The sequence below is a fragment of the Corynebacterium lehmanniae genome (assembly GCF_043161975.1).
GTDB lineage: Bacteria > Actinomycetota > Actinomycetes > Mycobacteriales > Mycobacteriaceae > Corynebacterium > Corynebacterium lehmanniae.
Window position 1 is genome coordinate 1559570 of record NZ_CP170998.1, and the last position, 14653, is coordinate 1574222.

Consider the following 14653-nt stretch of genomic DNA (forward strand, 5'->3'; position numbering starts at 1 on the left):
GTCTAGTCCTTCCAGGTTGCGTGGATGATGTAGTGCGCGGCGTCCTCGGCCACGGCGAGCGCTTCCTCGACGGTGTCGGCGCACACGTTGACGTGGCCCATCTTGCGGCCGGGGCGGTGGTCCTTGCCGTAGAGGTGCACCTTGGCCTGCGGGTACTTGCGCATCACCGCAATGACGCGCTCGGCCATCGGCACGGAGGGGTCCTCGTCGCCGCCGAGGGTGTTGACCATGACGGTTGCGGGCGAAAGCTTATCGACGGCACCTAACGGCCAATCCAGCACAGCCCGCACATGCTGCTCGAACTGGGAGGTCACGCACCCGTCCTGGGTCCAGTGGCCGGTGTTGTGCGGGCGCATGGCCAGCTCGTTGACCGACACTTCCGGGCCGTTGTCGCCCTCGTACTCGAACAGCTCCACGGCCAACACGCCGGTCACGCCCAAGCCTTCGGCGACCTGCACGGCGAGCTCCTCGCAGCGTTTGGCCAGCTCCGGGGACATGCCCGGCGCGGGCGCGATGGCCACGCGGCAGATGCCGCCGTCCTGGCGCGACTCCACCACCGGCCAGGCGCGCACGTCGCCGGAGCGGTTGCGCGCCACCATCGCGGAAAGCTCACGGGTGAACGCGACCTTCTTCTCCGCCATCAGCGGCAGGTCGCGGCCCAGCAGGTCCTCGACCAGCTCGGCGCACTCTTCGCGTGACGACGGGAACCACACCCCGTGGCCGTCGTAGCCGCCGCGGGTGGCTTTCAGACACACCTGGCCGCCAGTCTCATCCCAGAACGCCTCGGCGTCCGCCGCCGACTCGATCGCCGTAAACGCCGGCACCGGCAGGCCGGCCTCGGACAGGCGCTTGCGCTGCTCGAGTTTGTCCTGCGCGTAGATCAAAGCATCGGGGCGGGGTTCGACGGCCACGCCATCGTCGATAAGCAATTGCGCGTACTCGTTGGGCACATGCTCATGGTCGAAGGTGACCGCATCCGCGCCATCCACGACCGCGCGCAGGTCCTCGAGCTTGGTGTAGTCGCCGAGGCGCACATCGCCGAACACCTGCGCGGCCGAGGCGTCCTTGCTTGCCGCCAGCACGCGGGTCTCCACGCCGAGCTCGATCGCTTCCGTCTGCATCATCCGTGCCAACTGGCCGTCGCCGATGACGGCGACGACGGGCATCCCATAGGCGTTACTCACTCTGCACACTGTAGTCGCCCCTCCGACTAGCATCGCAGCCATGTCTGAAACGATCGCCCGCCACACCATCTTCCAAAACTCGCTGATGACCGCGCTTCTCGACGGCATCTACGACGGCGAGCTGACCATCAGCGACATCCTGAGCAAAGGCAACTTCGGCCTGGGCACCTTCGACGCGCTCGACGGCGAGATGCTCATCCTGGACGGGGTGTGCCACCAGCTCACCTCCGACGGCAAGGCACGCGTGGCCGATTTGGACCAGCGCACCCCCTTTACCGTGGTGACCAACTTCGTGCCGAGGATGCGATTCGACGCGCCCGCCGGCATGGTCCGCTCCGAGCTGGCCAAGTTCATCGACAACGCCGAACCCAGCCACAACTTCTTCACCGCCGTGAAAATCACCGGCCGTTTCAAGGAAGTGGTGGTGCGCACCGTGACCAAGCAGGAAAAGCCCTACCTGCCAATGTCCGAGGCCGTCTCCGACGACGCGGAGCACGTCTTCACCGACGTCGAAGGTGTCATCGGCGGTTTCCGCACCCCCATGTACGCCAAGGGCATCGGCGTGCCGGGCTGCCACGTGCACTTCATCAACGACGAGCACTCGCGCGGCGGCCACGTGCTGGACTACACCGTCGACGAGGCCGTGATCGAGCTGTGCCCCGGCACCGACATGGAGCTGCACCTGCCCGTCACCGCCGAGTTCTTGGGCGGCAAGCTGTCCCCCGAGGACCTGGACGAGCAGCTGCACACCACCGAGATCAAGGGCTAACAAGCGCTCTTAGCGCGTGGCGCCGAGCGCGCGCTGCAGCACCTTCTCCACCGAGCGCGTCTTGCCCACCCGCTCGAAAACGATCGGCTGGGCGTAGCCGTACACCGCCACGTTGATGCCGCCGCGCTCGCGGCGCACAGAGTGGATCTGGCGCAGCGGGATGGAATCCACCGCCCCGCGCCGGCCGCGGGCCAGGATGCGCTTGTCGGTGACGATGAAGCGCCGGCGCCTGGACGCTACCAGCGGGACGATGAACCGCCACAGCACGAGCAGCGCCCAGATAAGCACCACAATGTTGCGCAGGCCCGGGTCCACGTGCGGGGTCACGTCCATCCAGCCGACGGCCATCCACGCTACGCCGGTCACGGCCACCAGCTCGAGCAGCGGGATGGTCAGCGAGGAAAGCGGCGCGCACACGTCGGCGAGGACAACTTCGTCCCCGCCGACGCGAAACGGTGCTTTGCCAGCCATAAACAGGCAGGGTACTGCACGCCTAGGACGTCGGCCGCAGATGGTGGACGTCGCCGACGGAGAAAGCGGAGCCGTCGATAAGCACTTCGCCCTCGTCGTTGATCCCGGTGACGGTGCCGGTGACGGTCTCCTCGCCCTCGCGCATCTCCAGGCGCACGTGCTGGCCGATGGTCGAGCACACGGCGCGGTAGTCCTCGAGCAGCTGCGGGTCGCCCTCGCGCCACTGGTTCAGGCGCTTGCCCATGGCGAGCAGGATGTCGGCGGTGAAGTCGTCGAAATCCACGTCCAGCCCCTCGAGGTTGAGCGCGGTGGCGGTCTCCACCGGCAGGTCCTCGGTCCGCATGGCCACGTTGATGCCGATGCCCACAATCACCCGCGGCAAGTCCAGCGCGGAGAGGATGCCGGCGATTTTCTTGCCGCCGATCTGCACGTCGTTTGGCCATTTCAGCCGCGCCTGCGGCACCACGTCTGTCACGGCCACGCCCGGCGCGATGGACAAAAGGCCAAACGGCGGCACCTTCTCGGGCACCTCCACCACCATGCTCATCGCCAGCTGCGAGCCCTTCGGCGAGACCCAATGGCGCCCCAAGCGCCCTTTGCCCTCAGTCTGCTCGTCGGCGATGAGCACCGTGCCGGGCTCGCCCTCTTTAAGCAGGTCAGCGTTGGTTGATCCGGTGGTTTCCACCCACCGCACGTTCGGCCAGTACTCCGCCACCGCGTCCTGGATGGCCTGAATGTCGCGCACAGTCATGGCTAAAGAGCATATTGCCTATCGACGTTTGCTTCGCCCCGCCGCCGCCAACCTGTCCGCACGTCCAAACGCGCATAAGCGAACGAGCCTACCCTCGATTCCACCCTCAGCGCCTTGACGATGACTTGAGGAAACCCAACACGAAAAGGTTGTGACACGTGACCGACAAGAAGCAGAACCCGCCCCAGGACGCACCGGAGCAGCAGGCCCCAGCGGCTGTCTCCCCCACCGGCTGCCCGTTCCACTTCGGAGCCGACAACTCCGGCGGCACCGACCCGCGCGCCCAGCAGGGCGAGTACCTCACCACCGCGCAAGGCGCACGCCTGTCGGAGACGTCGAAGTCCCTGCGCGCCGGCGAGCGTGGCCCGCTGTTGATGCAGGACCACCACTTCCGCGAGAAGATCACCCACTTCGACCACGAGCGCATCCCGGAGCGCGCCGTCCACGCCCGTGGCGTGGGTGCGCACGGCGTGTTCGTCGCCAATGGCAATGCCTCGAAGATTTCCAAGGCGAAGGTGTTCAAGAAGGACGCTGAGACCCCGGTCTTTGTCCGTTTCTCCACCGTGTTGGGCTCGCGCGGCTCCGCGGACTCTGTGCGCGACACCCGCGGCTGGGCCACCAAGTTCTACACCGAAGAGGGCAACTGGGACCTGGTGGGAAACAACATCCCGGTCTTTTTCATTCAGGACGCGATCAAGTTCCCGGACATCATTCACGCTGGCAAGCCGCGCCCGGACCGCGAGATCCCGCAGGCGCAGTCCGCTCACGACACCTTCTGGGACTTTGTGGGCCAGCACACTGAGGCCACGCACCACACGCTGTGGAACATGTCGGACCGCGGCATCCCGCGCTCGCTGCGCATGATGGAGGGCTTTGGCATCCACACCTTCCGCTTCATCAACGACGCCGGCGAGACCACCCTGGTGAAGTTCCACTGGAAGCCGAAGTTCGGCGTGCACTCGCAGGTGTGGGAGGAGGCCCAGATCACCGGCGGTATGGACCCGGACTTCCACCGCCGCGACCTGTACAACGCCATCGAGGCCGGCGCCTTCCCGCAGTGGGACCTGGGCGTGCAGGTGTTCCCGGACACCGAGGACCAGATGTTTGAGGGCATCGACCTGCTGGACCCGACCAAGCTGGTGCCGGAGGAGCTCGCGCCGGTGGAGATCATCGGCACGATGACGCTGAACAAGAACCCGCGCAACTACTTTGAAGAGGTTGAGCAGGTGGCGTTCTGCCCGTCGCACCTGCCTCCGGGCATCGACGTCACCGCCGACCCGTTGCTGCAGGGCCGCCTGTTTTCCTACCTGGATACCCAGATTTCCCGTCTGGGCGGGCCGAACTTCTCGCAGTTGCCGATCAACCGCCCGCAGGCGCCGGTCAATGACAACCTTCGCGACGGCATGCACCAGGTGGCCTCCCACACCGGCGTCGCGCCGTACAAGCCGAACACGCTCGACGGCGGCGCACCCACCGAGGCCACTGTGGACGAGGGCGCGTTTATCGACGTGCCGGTCGCCGTGAACGGCGAGATCACCCGCGAGCACCCTGCGTCCTTCGACGACCACTTCTCTCAGGCCCGACTGTTCTACGTCTCGCTCACCGACGTGGAGCAGGAGCATCTCACCCAGGCCCTGTCGTTCGAGCTGGGCAAGTGCTACGAGGAGTCGGTGAAGACGCGCTACCTCGAGGTGCTGGCGCACGTGGACCAGGACCTCGCGGAGACTGTCGCCGACAATCTGGGTCTGCCGCACCCGGAGAAGCAGCAGGTCGCGGACGTGGAGCCCTCGAAGGCGCTGTCCCAGATGGGCGGCACCTGGCCTATCGACGGCCGCCAGATCGGCGTGCTGATCTCCACCGACATCGAGGGCGACCAGGCCGCAGCCGTGGGCAAACTCGTCGACGAGCTTTCCGCCGCCGGCACCACCCCGCTCGTGGTGGCGGAAAAGGGCGGCACGGTGAAGCTGGGCGACAAGGACGCGCCGATCTCGCGCACCTACCTCACCGCCAGCTCGATCGAGTTCGACGCGGTCGTGGTGGTTAACCCGCCGGCGAAGACGGACGTGGACACCATCCTCGGCGAGTGCGAGCGCCACAAGAAGGCCATCGTCGCCGTGGGCGAGGCCGGCAAGCAGGCGCTGGAGGCCGCACGCGTCCCGGCGGACCAGCCCGGCATCGTCGCGGTCGACACCGCCGACGCGGCCGCCGATCCGGTGAAGGAGCTGCTGGCTTCCCACCGTGTTTGGGACCGGTAGTGCTGTAGTCACTCCACAACCCTGACCCTCGCTTGAACCCCGCGCCGCTTACCCGGCGCGGGGCCTCTTTTCTGAAAATCGGGTAGTAGGAGTCCTGAAAATAGAGTAGTAGAGCTTCTGAAAATTGGGTAGTAGAAGTCCTGAAAATGCGGTAGTAGGACGCTTTCGTGCAGTACAATGCTCAATATGGCCTACCTCCGACGCACCCTAGACGACGAGCTCGACCTTCTCATGCCTCACCTGTCCGCAATCGCCATTGACGGACCGAAAGGTGTCGGGAAAACCGACACAGCCAAACGCCGCGCCAACACCACTTGGTTCCTTGATGATCCGGATATGCGCAGCATTGCGGAGGCCGATTTTTCGCTCTCCTCGGCGCCGGACGGCACGTTGCTCATCGACGAGTGGCAGCATCTCCCCCAGGTTTGGGATGCAGTTCGCCGCCAGGTGGACCAAGGAGCTGCCCCGGGCGTTTTCTCCTCACCGGCTCAGCCACTCCCGTCGATGCAAAGGGCTCCCACTCGGGTGCCGGGCGGATCTTCTCGTTGCGTATGCGCCCGATGGCGGTCCATGAACGCGGCGTCTCCGACCCCACGTGCAGCTTCGCCAGGATCTTGGCCGGAGACAACGACGTGTCGGGACACTCAGATTTTGAGGTCGGCGATTACGCCAAGCTCATTACCGGCAGTGGTTTTCCCGCCATTGCCGCGGCTGACCCCACGGTCCAAACACTGATGCTCGACTCGTATATCGAGCGCATCGTCGACCGCGACATCCCCGATGCAGGCTACGAAGTCCGCCGGCCCGAAGCGCTCCGGAGCTGGCTGCGCGCATACGCTGCGGCGACGTCGACCACCACGGCCTACTCCAGATTGCTTGACGCCACGACAGGCGGACAGACCGAAAAACCAAACCAAAAGACCACACTCGCCTACCGAGAGCATCTTGCGAAAATCTGGCTACTCGACCCTGTCCCGGGGTGGGTTCCGGAACATAACGAGTTCAAGCGGTTGCAGCAGGGTCCCAAACACCACCTCGCCGACCCCGCTCTCGCGGCACGACTGCTCGGCATCGGCGCATCCAGCCTCCTCAGCAACCGCGCGGCCCATATGTTTGGGCCACTCTTCGAATCCCTGACTGCGCTCACACTCCGTGTGCTGGCTCAAGCAGCCAGAGCGCGGGTGTACCACCTCCGATCAAACGCCGGAGAACGGGAAGTCGACTTCATCGTCGAAGGGCCGGAACGAGAAGTCGTCGGTGTTGAGGTCAAACTCAAGCCGCGGGTTGAGGACACCGACGTCCGACACCTTCTGTGGCTGCGCGAGCGCATCCCGGACCGGGTAACCAACCTGATGGTGGTAACCACAGGTAAACAGGCATACGTCCGCCCCGACGGAATCATCGTCATGCCCCTCGCCCTCCTCGGCGCTTAGGCGCCGCTCTACTGCCCGTCGGTGGAGGGTGAAACGCGGGCGGCGGAGCCGTCGATAAGCATTGCGGCACATAAGGAATCTAGACTGAGGCGTTATGAGTTCATCCAAACCCGACATGACCACCACCGCGGGCCGCATCGAGGATCTGCGCAACCGCCTGGATGAGGCGCAGGCTCCGGTCGGTCAGGACGCGATCGATGCAGTGCACGCAGCTGGGGCCGCCACCGCGCGCGAGCGCGTACAAAAGCTTGTGGACGAAGGCACGTTCGTGGAAACCGACGCGCTGGCAAAGCACCGCGTCGAGGCGTACAAGATGGACAAATCCAAGCCCTCCACCGACGGCGTAGTCACAGGCTACGGGCTTATCGACGGCCGAAGGGTATGCCTGTTCTCCCAAGACCCCACCGTCTTCGACGGGCAGATCGGCGAGGTTTACGCCGAGAAGATGCTGAAGATCTACGACCTGGCCACCAAGACCGGCGTGCCGCTGATCGGCATCTACGACTCCACCGGCCCGCGCTGGAAGGAAGGCATTGTCACCGCGCACATGCAGGCGCAGATCCTGCGCGCCGCCACCCGCGCGTCCGGGCTGATCCCGCAGATCGCGGTCGTGGCCGGCGACGCGGCGGCGCTGGCTGCGGCGACCGTGCCGCTGGCGGACATCACCATCATGGCCGAGGGCGCGGCGATGCACGTGACCACCGCCGACATCGTGAGTAAGGTGACCGAGACCGAAACCACCAGCGAGCAGCTCGGCGGCAGTGCCGTCCACGCCGCGGAGACCGGCCTGGCGCAGTTGACCGCCGCCACCGACGTGGAGGCCGTGGAGCTCGCGCGCGCGGTGGTGGGCTACCTGCCGCTGAACAACAAGGCCGCGTCCCCGCTGGGCGCCGAGGCTACCGGTTCCGGTGCTGACCTGGACACGTTCATCCCAGACGACGACAACCAGCCCTACGACGTGCTGGACGTGGTCAACGCCGTCACAGACGGGGACTTCTTCGAGCTTTCCGCAGGTTACGCGGGCTCTGTGGTCACCGGGTTTGCGCATGTCGGCGGGCGTGCCGTTGGTGTCGTCGCCACGCAGCCGAGCGTGCTGGCCGGCTGCCTGACCCGCGACGCCGCCCGCAAGGCCGCGCGCTTCATCCGCACCTGCGACGCGTTCAACCTGCCGGTGGTGCAGTTCGTGGACTCGCCGGGCTTCCTGCCGGCCGTCGAGGAGGAGCGCGCCGGCTCGTCCGCCGCCGCGGCCGCCCTGGCCTACGCGTTCGCCGAGGCCCAGGTGGGCACGATCACCGTGGTCACCCGCAAGGCGTTCGGCCCCTCGTACGCGCTGTTGGGTTCGAAGGGCCTGGGCGCTGACCTGGTGTTCGCGTGGCCGACCGCGCAGATCGCGCTCGCAGACGCCCCCACCGCCGCCGAAGCCATCGGCACCGACGCCGAGCAGTACGCCGAGGAGAACCTCAACCCGTACGTGGCCACCGAGCGCGGCCTTGTCGACGCCGTGATCGAGCCGTCCGCCACCCGCGACCGCGTGCTCGAGGGCCTGCGCCTGCTGGAGCGCAAGGTGGGCTACCCGGCGCAGAAGAAGCACGGCAACATCCCGCTGTAAGGCACGAAAAGGAGGCTGACGTGGACATTCAGGTACTCAAGGGCAACCCCACCGCGGCGGAGCTTCAGGCGCTTTCCCAGGTGCTGGAACAGTTGCAGCGCGAACGCAAGCTCGCCGGCGTGCGGCCAGACGCGAGTCTCTGGGGCGTCGACCACCCGGCGACCGCCTTCAACCCGCACGCCTTCGACTCGGCGGCCTACTTCTGATGCGCCTGGTGCTGGCGTCGCAGTCGCCGTCGCGGCGCATGCTGCTCGAGCAAGGCGGCGTGCGGCCGGTGCTACGACCGGCCCACATCGACGAGGACGCGGTGATCGCATCGCTTATCGACGCCCCTCCGGCCACCACCGTTTCCACCCTAGCCCGGGCCAAGGCCGAGACCGCGATTGCCGAGTTTCCCGACGACGTGGTGGTGGGCTGCGACTCCATGCTGCTGCTCGATGGCGAGTTGCTGGGCAAGCCCCACACCGTTGAGGAGACGGTGCGCCGCTGGAAGGCGCAGCGGGGCAAGGACGCGCAGCTGCTCACCGGCCACGCCGTGTGGTTCGGCGGCGAGTGGGTCGTGGACACCGTTGGCACAACCATCCGCTTCGGCGAGGTGTCGGACGCAGACATCGAGGCCTACGCCCGCTCCGGGCAGCCCCTCGAGTGCGCCGGCGCCTTCACGCTGGAGGCCCTAGGCAGCTGGTTCATCGACTCCATCTCGGGCGACCCCACCAGCGTCATCGGCCTGTCCATGCCGCTGCTTCGCCGCTGCCTCTACCGCTTCGGGCTGGACGCCTCCGACTTCTGGGAGTGAGGGGCTGGCCGAGATCCGGGCGGTTTTGTACGAATCGACATTTTTCGGAATCTGCCCTGCAAAACCCCAGGTCGGATTTTAGCGTTGTTGATTCGTACAAATTTGCGACGACCCCCCCGCACGCGCCCCTAGAATCCGCGGGCGGTGAGGAACTCGTCGAGGACCTTGAGCCCCTCCGGCTGGTGGTTCACGCACATGCGCAGCCACTCGCCGATCTTGTTCTTGGGGTTGCGGACACTCGACGGCTCGTCCAAGTCCACGTCCTTACCGAACAGCGCTTCGTAGATGGGACGGCGCTGCTCGTCGCTCTCCACTCCGATCTTCACCGCGAGCTTGATCGGTGTGTCCCCGTGGCTTTCGCGGTAGTTCACGTCGGCGCCTGCTTCGACGAGCCGCTGCACGAGAGCCGGGTCGCCGTCGCCGAGATCGTCGTGGCTCAGCAGCAGCGTCAGCGTGTTCTGCCCATAGTCCACCACCGTCGCATCGGCGCCGCGGTCCAGCATGTCGTTGCTGATCTTTTCGCGAGCCTCCGGGTCGCGGTTGATCAGTCCGGCGCACAGCATCTCTGTGGCGTCGTTCGCTTCCGGGTCGTAGACCTCCAGAAACTCCTCGTAGGTACCGTTTTGGGCGACATACAGCGGGCTTGCCATGGTTTTCTCTCCCTCGCTAATAACCTTTTGCTTTCAAGAACTCGTCGAGGACATAGAGCTTTTCCGGACGGTCGTCGGCGTTCATGCGCAGCCACTCACCGATGCTCATGACTGGCTCGTGTGCGTTGGACGGAAGATCCAGATCCAGCTCTTCTGCTCCAAACAGGGCCTGATAGAGCGGTCGACGCTGCTCGTCGTCGTCCACACGGATCTCGATCGCCAGCTGCAGGACCAAGGATCCCCGGCGTTCGCGGTAGTTCACGTCGGCGCCGCCGTCGACAAGTCTCTGCGCGAGAGCAGCATCACCAGACCCCAGGTGGCGGTGCCTGCCAAGCAGTACTGTCAGCGCGTTCTGCCCGTATTCGACTCTCGACGCATCCGCGCCCCGGTCCAACATGTCGTTGCAGATCGCGGCGCGGGTTTCCGGATCCTTGTTGGTAAGGCCGTTAAGCAACATGTCCGTCGGGTCGTTCACCTCTGGGTCGAACACCTCGAGAAACTCCTCGTAGGTGCCCTTCTTCGCCGTATGCGTCGGGCTTGCCACAATCGCCTCCTAATAGCCTCTGGCCTTGAGAAACTCGTCCAGGACATCGAGTTTGCCGGGGCGCCCGTCCACGTTCATGCGCAGCCACTTCCCGATCGAGTTCTTTCGGGTGCGCAGGTTCGTCGGCTCGTCCAAATCCACGTCCGCGGCGAACAGTGCCTCGTACAGGGGGCGGCGCTGTTCGTCGTCGTCAACGCGGATTCGAATAGCAAGCATCATGGGTACGTCGCCACCGCTTTCGCGATAGTCCACGTCGGCGCCGCCGTCGATAAGCCGCTGCGCCAGTGCAGGGTCGCCGTCAGCGAACCGGTCGTGGCTCAGCAGCAGCGTCAGCGTGTTCTGCCCGTAATCCACCACCGTTGGATCCGCGCCGCGATCCAGCATGTCGTTGCTGATCTTTTCGCGTGCCTCAGGGTCGCGGTTGATCAGTCCGGCGCACAGCATCTCCGTGGCATCGTGCGCTTCTGGGTCGTAGACCTCCAGAAACTCCTCGTAGGTTCCGTTTTGGGCGACATACAGCGGGCTAGCCATTGGTGCTCCTCGGTGTGGGACGCAGGTCACATCGGGTTACGCGCCCCACAATATGCGCGAATGCCTGGCCCGTCACGGTCTCCCAGGAAACTAGTAGCCTGGCGGCCATGGAAATCAACGACATGCTCGCCCCGAAGCCCATCGAGCTGCCCGCCGACCCAGCCGCGGGCAAGGATTTGCTTGCAGACGACACCGCGCTCGCCCACCCCGACTCCCCCGCCGTCTGGGCCGCCCGCGCGGAACGCGAACTGAGTGACGGCGACAAGCTCGTCGCCTACGCGTACGCCCGCACCGGCTACCACCGGTCCCTGGACCGCCTGCGCGCCAACGGTTGGAAGGGCTGGGGCCCGGTTCCCGCCTCCCACGAGCCGAATCAGGGCGTGTTGAAGGCCATTGCGATGTTGGCAGTAACCTCACAGGCTATCGGTGACCAGGCAGAATACGACCGTTGCCGCCAGATGCTTTCCGACGCCGACCCGCAAAGCGTGGAAAAGCTCTTACCCTAACGAGGTATGACGCGAATCAACCAAGCGACCAAGCTGCTCATTGCAGTTCCGGCGGCGCTCGCGATTGCGTCGTGCAGCGCCACGGAAGACACGACAGCGGACACTTCTGCGCAAACCGGCGGCGAAGCGCCCACGGTCACCGCATCCATCGGCGGCGCCGGGGCGGAAACGGTGACGCAGGAGAAGATCCAGGAAAAGACCGTCACCGAGGCTGCCGCGCAGCAACCAGCCAGCGAGGCCGCTGCCCCGCCAGCAGCCGCCCCCGAGGGGGAAAATTGCGCCAGCTTGCCCACCGATCCGCGCCAGCAGTATGCCACCGGCACAGCCCCGGGCCGCATGCCGGCAGCTGACAGCCAGTCGGACATGAACTACTGGATCGAGGACATCGAGAACCACTACGATCCGTGCGCGCCGATCAGCTGGATCACGTTCCGCGGCTCACTCGGCGACGGGGATCGCCCGGCAGGCACCGGCGCCTCCATCAGCGACGGCCTCGCGCTCTACGTCAACGGCCAGCCCGCAGGCGACATGCGGCTATTCACAGAGGTTGAGAGCATCGAATTGCTTAACGACGGCCAGCTCCGCCTCTCCTGGGGTGAACGCGGAGAAGCCACCGCGGCAGGTATTACCGACCACTACACCGTGGACCTCACGGCACAAGGCGACGCTGTGCAGCCCGTCGCTGGCGACGTCGAGCAGTTCAACCGGTTCTGGAACCAGTCCGGTTACTTGCTCAACTAATCGCCGGATCGTCTAGCACCGCAACGAATACTGCTAGACGATCCCGCACCCGGCAATCTATTTCCCCAGCTGATGTTGGAGATGGGTGCCAATAAGAAACGGATCGTCTAGCAGGCCATTGTGTCTGCTAGACGATCCGTTGCGAACGGGCGGAGTGCTCGTCGAGAAGCGAAATGCTCTTAGGCGTGCTTCTCCTCGACGCGCTTGATGGCCTCCTCGGCCACCTTCTCCTGGATGCCCATGTCCAGCTCGGAGGTGAAGCCGACGCAGGAGCAGTTGATCTCGCCGAGGACGTAGGTGTCCTCGCCGGTCTCGTCGTCGTCGGCGAGCATGAAGTCCGCGGTCCAGATCAGCGGGATGTTGTCGCCGCCGAGGTTCTCAGCGATGACCGGGCGGGCCTCGGCGAACATGTCGACGAGCTCCTGCCACTCCTCCGGCTTCTGGTAGGTGTACTTCGCGCCGGAGAACAGGGTCGCGGAAAACGCGTCGCCGCCCTCAGCCGGCTTCTTGTGCACGACGAAGACCGGGTGCGGGCCGACCAGCAGGATGCGGATCTCACCCTCGACGATGCGCGGCATGAAGCGCATGTCCACGAGCATGCCGTTATCGCCGACGATGTACTGGTCGCAGAAGTCCATGAATTCGCCCAGCTCGCGGTCCTCGGTGTGGTTGTCCACGGCCTCGGTGCACTTGAGCTTGGTGTCCAGCGGCAGGGCGGTGCCCGGCTCGACGGACTCGGCCAGGGACTCGTCGGCAAGGCGCACGCGCCAGATGCCGGAGCCGGTGGAGCCGCGGTTCTGCTTGAGCACGCGCTCGCCGTAGGACAGGGACTTGGGGAAGGTGTTGTGGAACTCCTCCACGTCGTAGTACGCGGCGGTGTCCTCCGGCACGAGGTCGGTCTTGTTCAGCTTGACCAGGGCGTCCTTGGCACCGTAGGAGATCATCTCCTGTGGGGTGGACATGCCCACCAGGCCGGCCTCGGACAGGCGGGTGAGCAGGTCGAAGTAGCCCTTCTCGCCGCCAGGGATGTTGCCCGGGTTCACGCGGGAGATGTAGGCGTCGAAGTTTTCGGAGACGTAGGTGAACAGGTCGTCCGCCCACTCCGGGCGGAAGTAGACGACCTCGGAGTGCCAGCCCTTTTCCTTGATGGCGTTAACGATGGGCATGGTGTCCTTGCGGTGGCCGTCGAAGGACTTGTCGGAGCCGCCTTCGACCTCGAAGACAACAATCGCCTTGTGCACGGTTGGTCCCTTTCATGGTTCATGCCCCGCTTCACGCTCACGCAGGAGCCGTCGGGGCAGGTCAGATTGCTAGAACAAACTGGCCGCGACCTGTATGTTCCTACCTCCGACTTTAACCGGCGGCAGTGAGTTCCACCGGGTGAGCGATTTGATAGTGTGCAAGTTCACACCACCGTATTTTTCGGCGAAACATATCAAGTGCCCCGCATTCGTTTCTGTATCGTTGACGGTGGTTTTGCACACTGGTGTTGCACACCGCACACGAGCGAGAAGAAAGGTTGCCGCCATGGGCATCGAGCTCGACGACACCCCGCAGTTCCAGCAGTACGCGCACCCGGAGAAGTTCGTTTCCGCGGCGTGGCTGTCCGCCCGCCTGGGCGTGCCGGGTTTGAAGGTCGTGGAAAGCGATGAGGACGCGTTCCTCTACGACATCGGCCACATCCCCGGTGCGGTGCGCATTGACTGGAAGCGGGATTTGAACGACCCGCTGGTGCGCGACTTCATCGACGGCGAGGCGTTTGCGGAGCTGATGCGCTCGCGCGGCATCAACCGCGACGACACTGTGGTGGTCTACGGCGACTCGTCCAACTGGTGGGCGGCCTACACCGCGTGGGTGTTCGAGCTGTTCGGCCACCCGGACGTGCGGCTTCTCGACGGCGGCCGCGACGCGTGGATGGGCGAAGAGCGCGACACTTCCTTTGTGGTGCCGGACTACCCGCGATCGGACTACCCGGTGGTTCAGCGCCAGGATGCGCCCTTCCGCGCGTTTGCTTCGGAGTTGCTGGAGCGCACGCCCGCGCAGCTTATCGACGCCCGGCCGGCCCCGTTCTACCTGGGCGAAGACCCGAATCCGGGGCCTTCCTCCGCGCCGTCGCTGCGCCAGGGCCACATCCCCGGCGCGGTGAATGTGCCGTGGGGCCGTTCCGTTTTCCCGAACGCCCGCTTCCGCTCGCTGGAGGACATTGAAGCGATCTACGCCGACTTCGACAAGGACGCCGAGACGGTGGTGTACTGCCAGCTCGGCGAGAGTTCCTCGCATACTTGGTACGTGCTCAAGCACATCCTGGGCTTTAGCAACGTCGCGCTCTACGACGGCTCCTGGGCCGAGTGGGGAAACATGGTGCGCATGCCGGTGGCCAAGGGCGACAACCCCGACAACGCTGCAGATTAAG

General features: G+C 65.3%; 17 protein-coding genes. 9 read left to right on the forward strand and 8 right to left on the reverse strand.

Annotated features, from left to right (window positions below):
- Window positions 1–2: 2 nt before the first annotated feature.
- A complete protein-coding gene (locus tag ACF3NP_RS07530) occupies window positions 3–1166 on the reverse strand; it encodes a 5-(carboxyamino)imidazole ribonucleotide synthase (RefSeq protein WP_392399143.1) in 1164 nt (387 codons plus the stop codon).
- 58 nt (window positions 1167–1224) lie between these two features.
- Between ACF3NP_RS07530 and budA the strand changes: the two genes are divergently transcribed.
- Window positions 1225–1953, forward strand: a complete 729-nt coding sequence (gene budA / locus ACF3NP_RS07535; protein ID WP_392398595.1) for an acetolactate decarboxylase — start codon at window positions 1225–1227, stop codon at window positions 1951–1953.
- Between the two features lie 9 nt (window positions 1954–1962).
- Here the strand turns inward: budA and ACF3NP_RS07540 are convergent, their stop codons facing one another.
- Both ACF3NP_RS07540 and ACF3NP_RS07545 read right to left on the reverse strand, forming a co-directional pair.
- The gene (locus ACF3NP_RS07540) at window positions 1963–2424 is read right to left on the reverse strand and encodes a hypothetical protein (RefSeq protein ID WP_269508083.1); all 462 of its coding nucleotides are present in this window, start codon (window positions 2422–2424) and stop codon (window positions 1963–1965) included.
- 22 nt (window positions 2425–2446) lie between these two features.
- Complete coding sequence (locus ACF3NP_RS07545) at window positions 2447–3175, reverse strand: biotin--[acetyl-CoA-carboxylase] ligase (RefSeq protein ID WP_392398596.1); 729 nt, start codon at window positions 3173–3175, stop codon at window positions 2447–2449.
- Window positions 3176–3333: 158 nt separating this feature from the next.
- Between ACF3NP_RS07545 and ACF3NP_RS07550 the strand changes: the two genes are divergently transcribed.
- The gene (locus tag ACF3NP_RS07550) at window positions 3334–5430 is read left to right on the forward strand and encodes a catalase (RefSeq protein ID WP_392398597.1); all 2097 of its coding nucleotides are present in this window, start codon (window positions 3334–3336) and stop codon (window positions 5428–5430) included.
- A gap of 207 nt (window positions 5431–5637) precedes the next feature.
- Here the strand turns inward: ACF3NP_RS07550 and ACF3NP_RS07555 are convergent, their stop codons facing one another.
- Window positions 5638–5844, reverse strand: coding sequence for a hypothetical protein (locus tag ACF3NP_RS07555; RefSeq protein ID WP_392398598.1), 207 nt, complete (start codon window positions 5842–5844; stop codon window positions 5638–5640).
- Between the two features lie 137 nt (window positions 5845–5981).
- Here ACF3NP_RS07555 and ACF3NP_RS07560 point away from each other — a divergent pair, with 137 nt between their 5' ends.
- From ACF3NP_RS07560 to ACF3NP_RS07575, 4 genes are all read left to right on the forward strand, one after another.
- Window positions 5982–6863 (forward strand): ATP-binding protein, encoded by an 882-nt coding sequence (locus ACF3NP_RS07560; protein ID WP_392398599.1) that lies wholly within the window; start codon window positions 5982–5984, stop codon window positions 6861–6863.
- Window positions 6864–6957: 94 nt separating this feature from the next.
- Window positions 6958–8472, forward strand: a complete 1515-nt coding sequence (locus tag ACF3NP_RS07565) for an acyl-CoA carboxylase subunit beta (protein ID WP_392398600.1) — start codon at window positions 6958–6960, stop codon at window positions 8470–8472.
- Between the two features lie 20 nt (window positions 8473–8492).
- Window positions 8493–8678: an acyl-CoA carboxylase subunit epsilon gene (locus tag ACF3NP_RS07570; RefSeq protein ID WP_392398601.1), complete on the forward strand. Its 186-nt coding sequence runs from the start codon at window positions 8493–8495 to the stop codon at window positions 8676–8678.
- Window positions 8678–9268 (forward strand): Maf family protein, encoded by a 591-nt coding sequence (locus ACF3NP_RS07575; RefSeq protein ID WP_392398602.1) that lies wholly within the window; start codon window positions 8678–8680, stop codon window positions 9266–9268. The genes ACF3NP_RS07570 and ACF3NP_RS07575 overlap by 1 nt, the downstream gene beginning before the upstream one ends.
- Window positions 9269–9396: 128 nt before the next feature.
- Here the strand turns inward: ACF3NP_RS07575 and ACF3NP_RS07580 are convergent, their stop codons facing one another.
- The 3 genes from ACF3NP_RS07580 to ACF3NP_RS07590 are packed head-to-tail and all read right to left on the reverse strand — an operon-like array spanning window position 9397 to window position 10993.
- A complete protein-coding gene (locus ACF3NP_RS07580) occupies window positions 9397–9918 on the reverse strand; it encodes a hypothetical protein (protein WP_392398603.1) in 522 nt (173 codons plus the stop codon).
- Between the two features lie 16 nt (window positions 9919–9934).
- The gene (locus ACF3NP_RS07585) at window positions 9935–10462 is read right to left on the reverse strand and encodes a hypothetical protein (protein WP_392398604.1); all 528 of its coding nucleotides are present in this window, start codon (window positions 10460–10462) and stop codon (window positions 9935–9937) included.
- 9 nt (window positions 10463–10471) lie between these two features.
- The gene (locus ACF3NP_RS07590) at window positions 10472–10993 is read right to left on the reverse strand and encodes a hypothetical protein (protein ID WP_392398605.1); all 522 of its coding nucleotides are present in this window, start codon (window positions 10991–10993) and stop codon (window positions 10472–10474) included.
- Between the two features lie 107 nt (window positions 10994–11100).
- Here ACF3NP_RS07590 and ACF3NP_RS07595 point away from each other — a divergent pair, with 107 nt between their 5' ends.
- Together ACF3NP_RS07595 and ACF3NP_RS07600 are read left to right on the forward strand one after the other, a co-directional pair.
- Window positions 11101–11499: a DUF3151 domain-containing protein gene (locus ACF3NP_RS07595; protein WP_392398606.1), complete on the forward strand. Its 399-nt coding sequence runs from the start codon at window positions 11101–11103 to the stop codon at window positions 11497–11499.
- Between the two features lie 6 nt (window positions 11500–11505).
- Entirely contained in the window at window positions 11506–12240 is a 735-nt protein-coding gene (locus tag ACF3NP_RS07600) for a hypothetical protein (protein WP_392398607.1), read from the forward strand.
- Between the two features lie 179 nt (window positions 12241–12419).
- Here ACF3NP_RS07600 and ACF3NP_RS07605 read toward each other — a convergent pair whose 3' ends face one another.
- Window positions 12420–13481, reverse strand: a complete 1062-nt coding sequence (locus ACF3NP_RS07605) for a Cj0069 family protein (protein WP_181889922.1) — start codon at window positions 13479–13481, stop codon at window positions 12420–12422.
- Window positions 13482–13767: 286 nt separating this feature from the next.
- Between ACF3NP_RS07605 and ACF3NP_RS07610 the strand changes: the two genes are divergently transcribed.
- Window positions 13768–14652: a sulfurtransferase gene (locus ACF3NP_RS07610; protein ID WP_181889921.1), complete on the forward strand. Its 885-nt coding sequence runs from the start codon at window positions 13768–13770 to the stop codon at window positions 14650–14652.
- Window position 14653: the final 1 nt, after the last annotated feature.

Bases quoted from the DNA above. Each gene is read 5' to 3' on its own strand.
- ACF3NP_RS07530 (WP_392399143.1), bottom strand. From the start codon at position 1,166: ATGCCCGTCGTCGCCGTCATCGGCGACGGCCAGTTGGCACGGATGATG.
- budA (WP_392398595.1), top strand. From the start codon at position 1,225: ATGTCTGAAACGATCGCCCGCCACACCATCTTCCAAAACTCGCTGATG.
- ACF3NP_RS07540 (WP_269508083.1), bottom strand. From the start codon at position 2,424: ATGGCTGGCAAAGCACCGTTTCGCGTCGGCGGGGACGAAGTTGTCCTC.
- ACF3NP_RS07545 (WP_392398596.1), bottom strand. From the start codon at position 3,175: ATGACTGTGCGCGACATTCAGGCCATCCAGGACGCGGTGGCGGAGTAC.
- ACF3NP_RS07555 (WP_392398598.1), bottom strand. From the start codon at position 5,844: ATGCTGCCACTCGTCGATGAGCAACGTGCCGTCCGGCGCCGAGGAGAG.
- ACF3NP_RS07560 (WP_392398599.1), top strand. From the start codon at position 5,982: ATGCGCCCGATGGCGGTCCATGAACGCGGCGTCTCCGACCCCACGTGC.
- ACF3NP_RS07565 (WP_392398600.1), top strand. From the start codon at position 6,958: ATGAGTTCATCCAAACCCGACATGACCACCACCGCGGGCCGCATCGAG.
- ACF3NP_RS07575 (WP_392398602.1), top strand. From the start codon at position 8,678: ATGCGCCTGGTGCTGGCGTCGCAGTCGCCGTCGCGGCGCATGCTGCTC.
- ACF3NP_RS07580 (WP_392398603.1), bottom strand. From the start codon at position 9,918: ATGGCAAGCCCGCTGTATGTCGCCCAAAACGGTACCTACGAGGAGTTT.
- ACF3NP_RS07590 (WP_392398605.1), bottom strand. From the start codon at position 10,993: ATGGCTAGCCCGCTGTATGTCGCCCAAAACGGAACCTACGAGGAGTTT.
- ACF3NP_RS07595 (WP_392398606.1), top strand. From the start codon at position 11,101: ATGGAAATCAACGACATGCTCGCCCCGAAGCCCATCGAGCTGCCCGCC.
- ACF3NP_RS07600 (WP_392398607.1), top strand. From the start codon at position 11,506: ATGACGCGAATCAACCAAGCGACCAAGCTGCTCATTGCAGTTCCGGCG.
- ACF3NP_RS07610 (WP_181889921.1), top strand. From the start codon at position 13,768: ATGGGCATCGAGCTCGACGACACCCCGCAGTTCCAGCAGTACGCGCAC.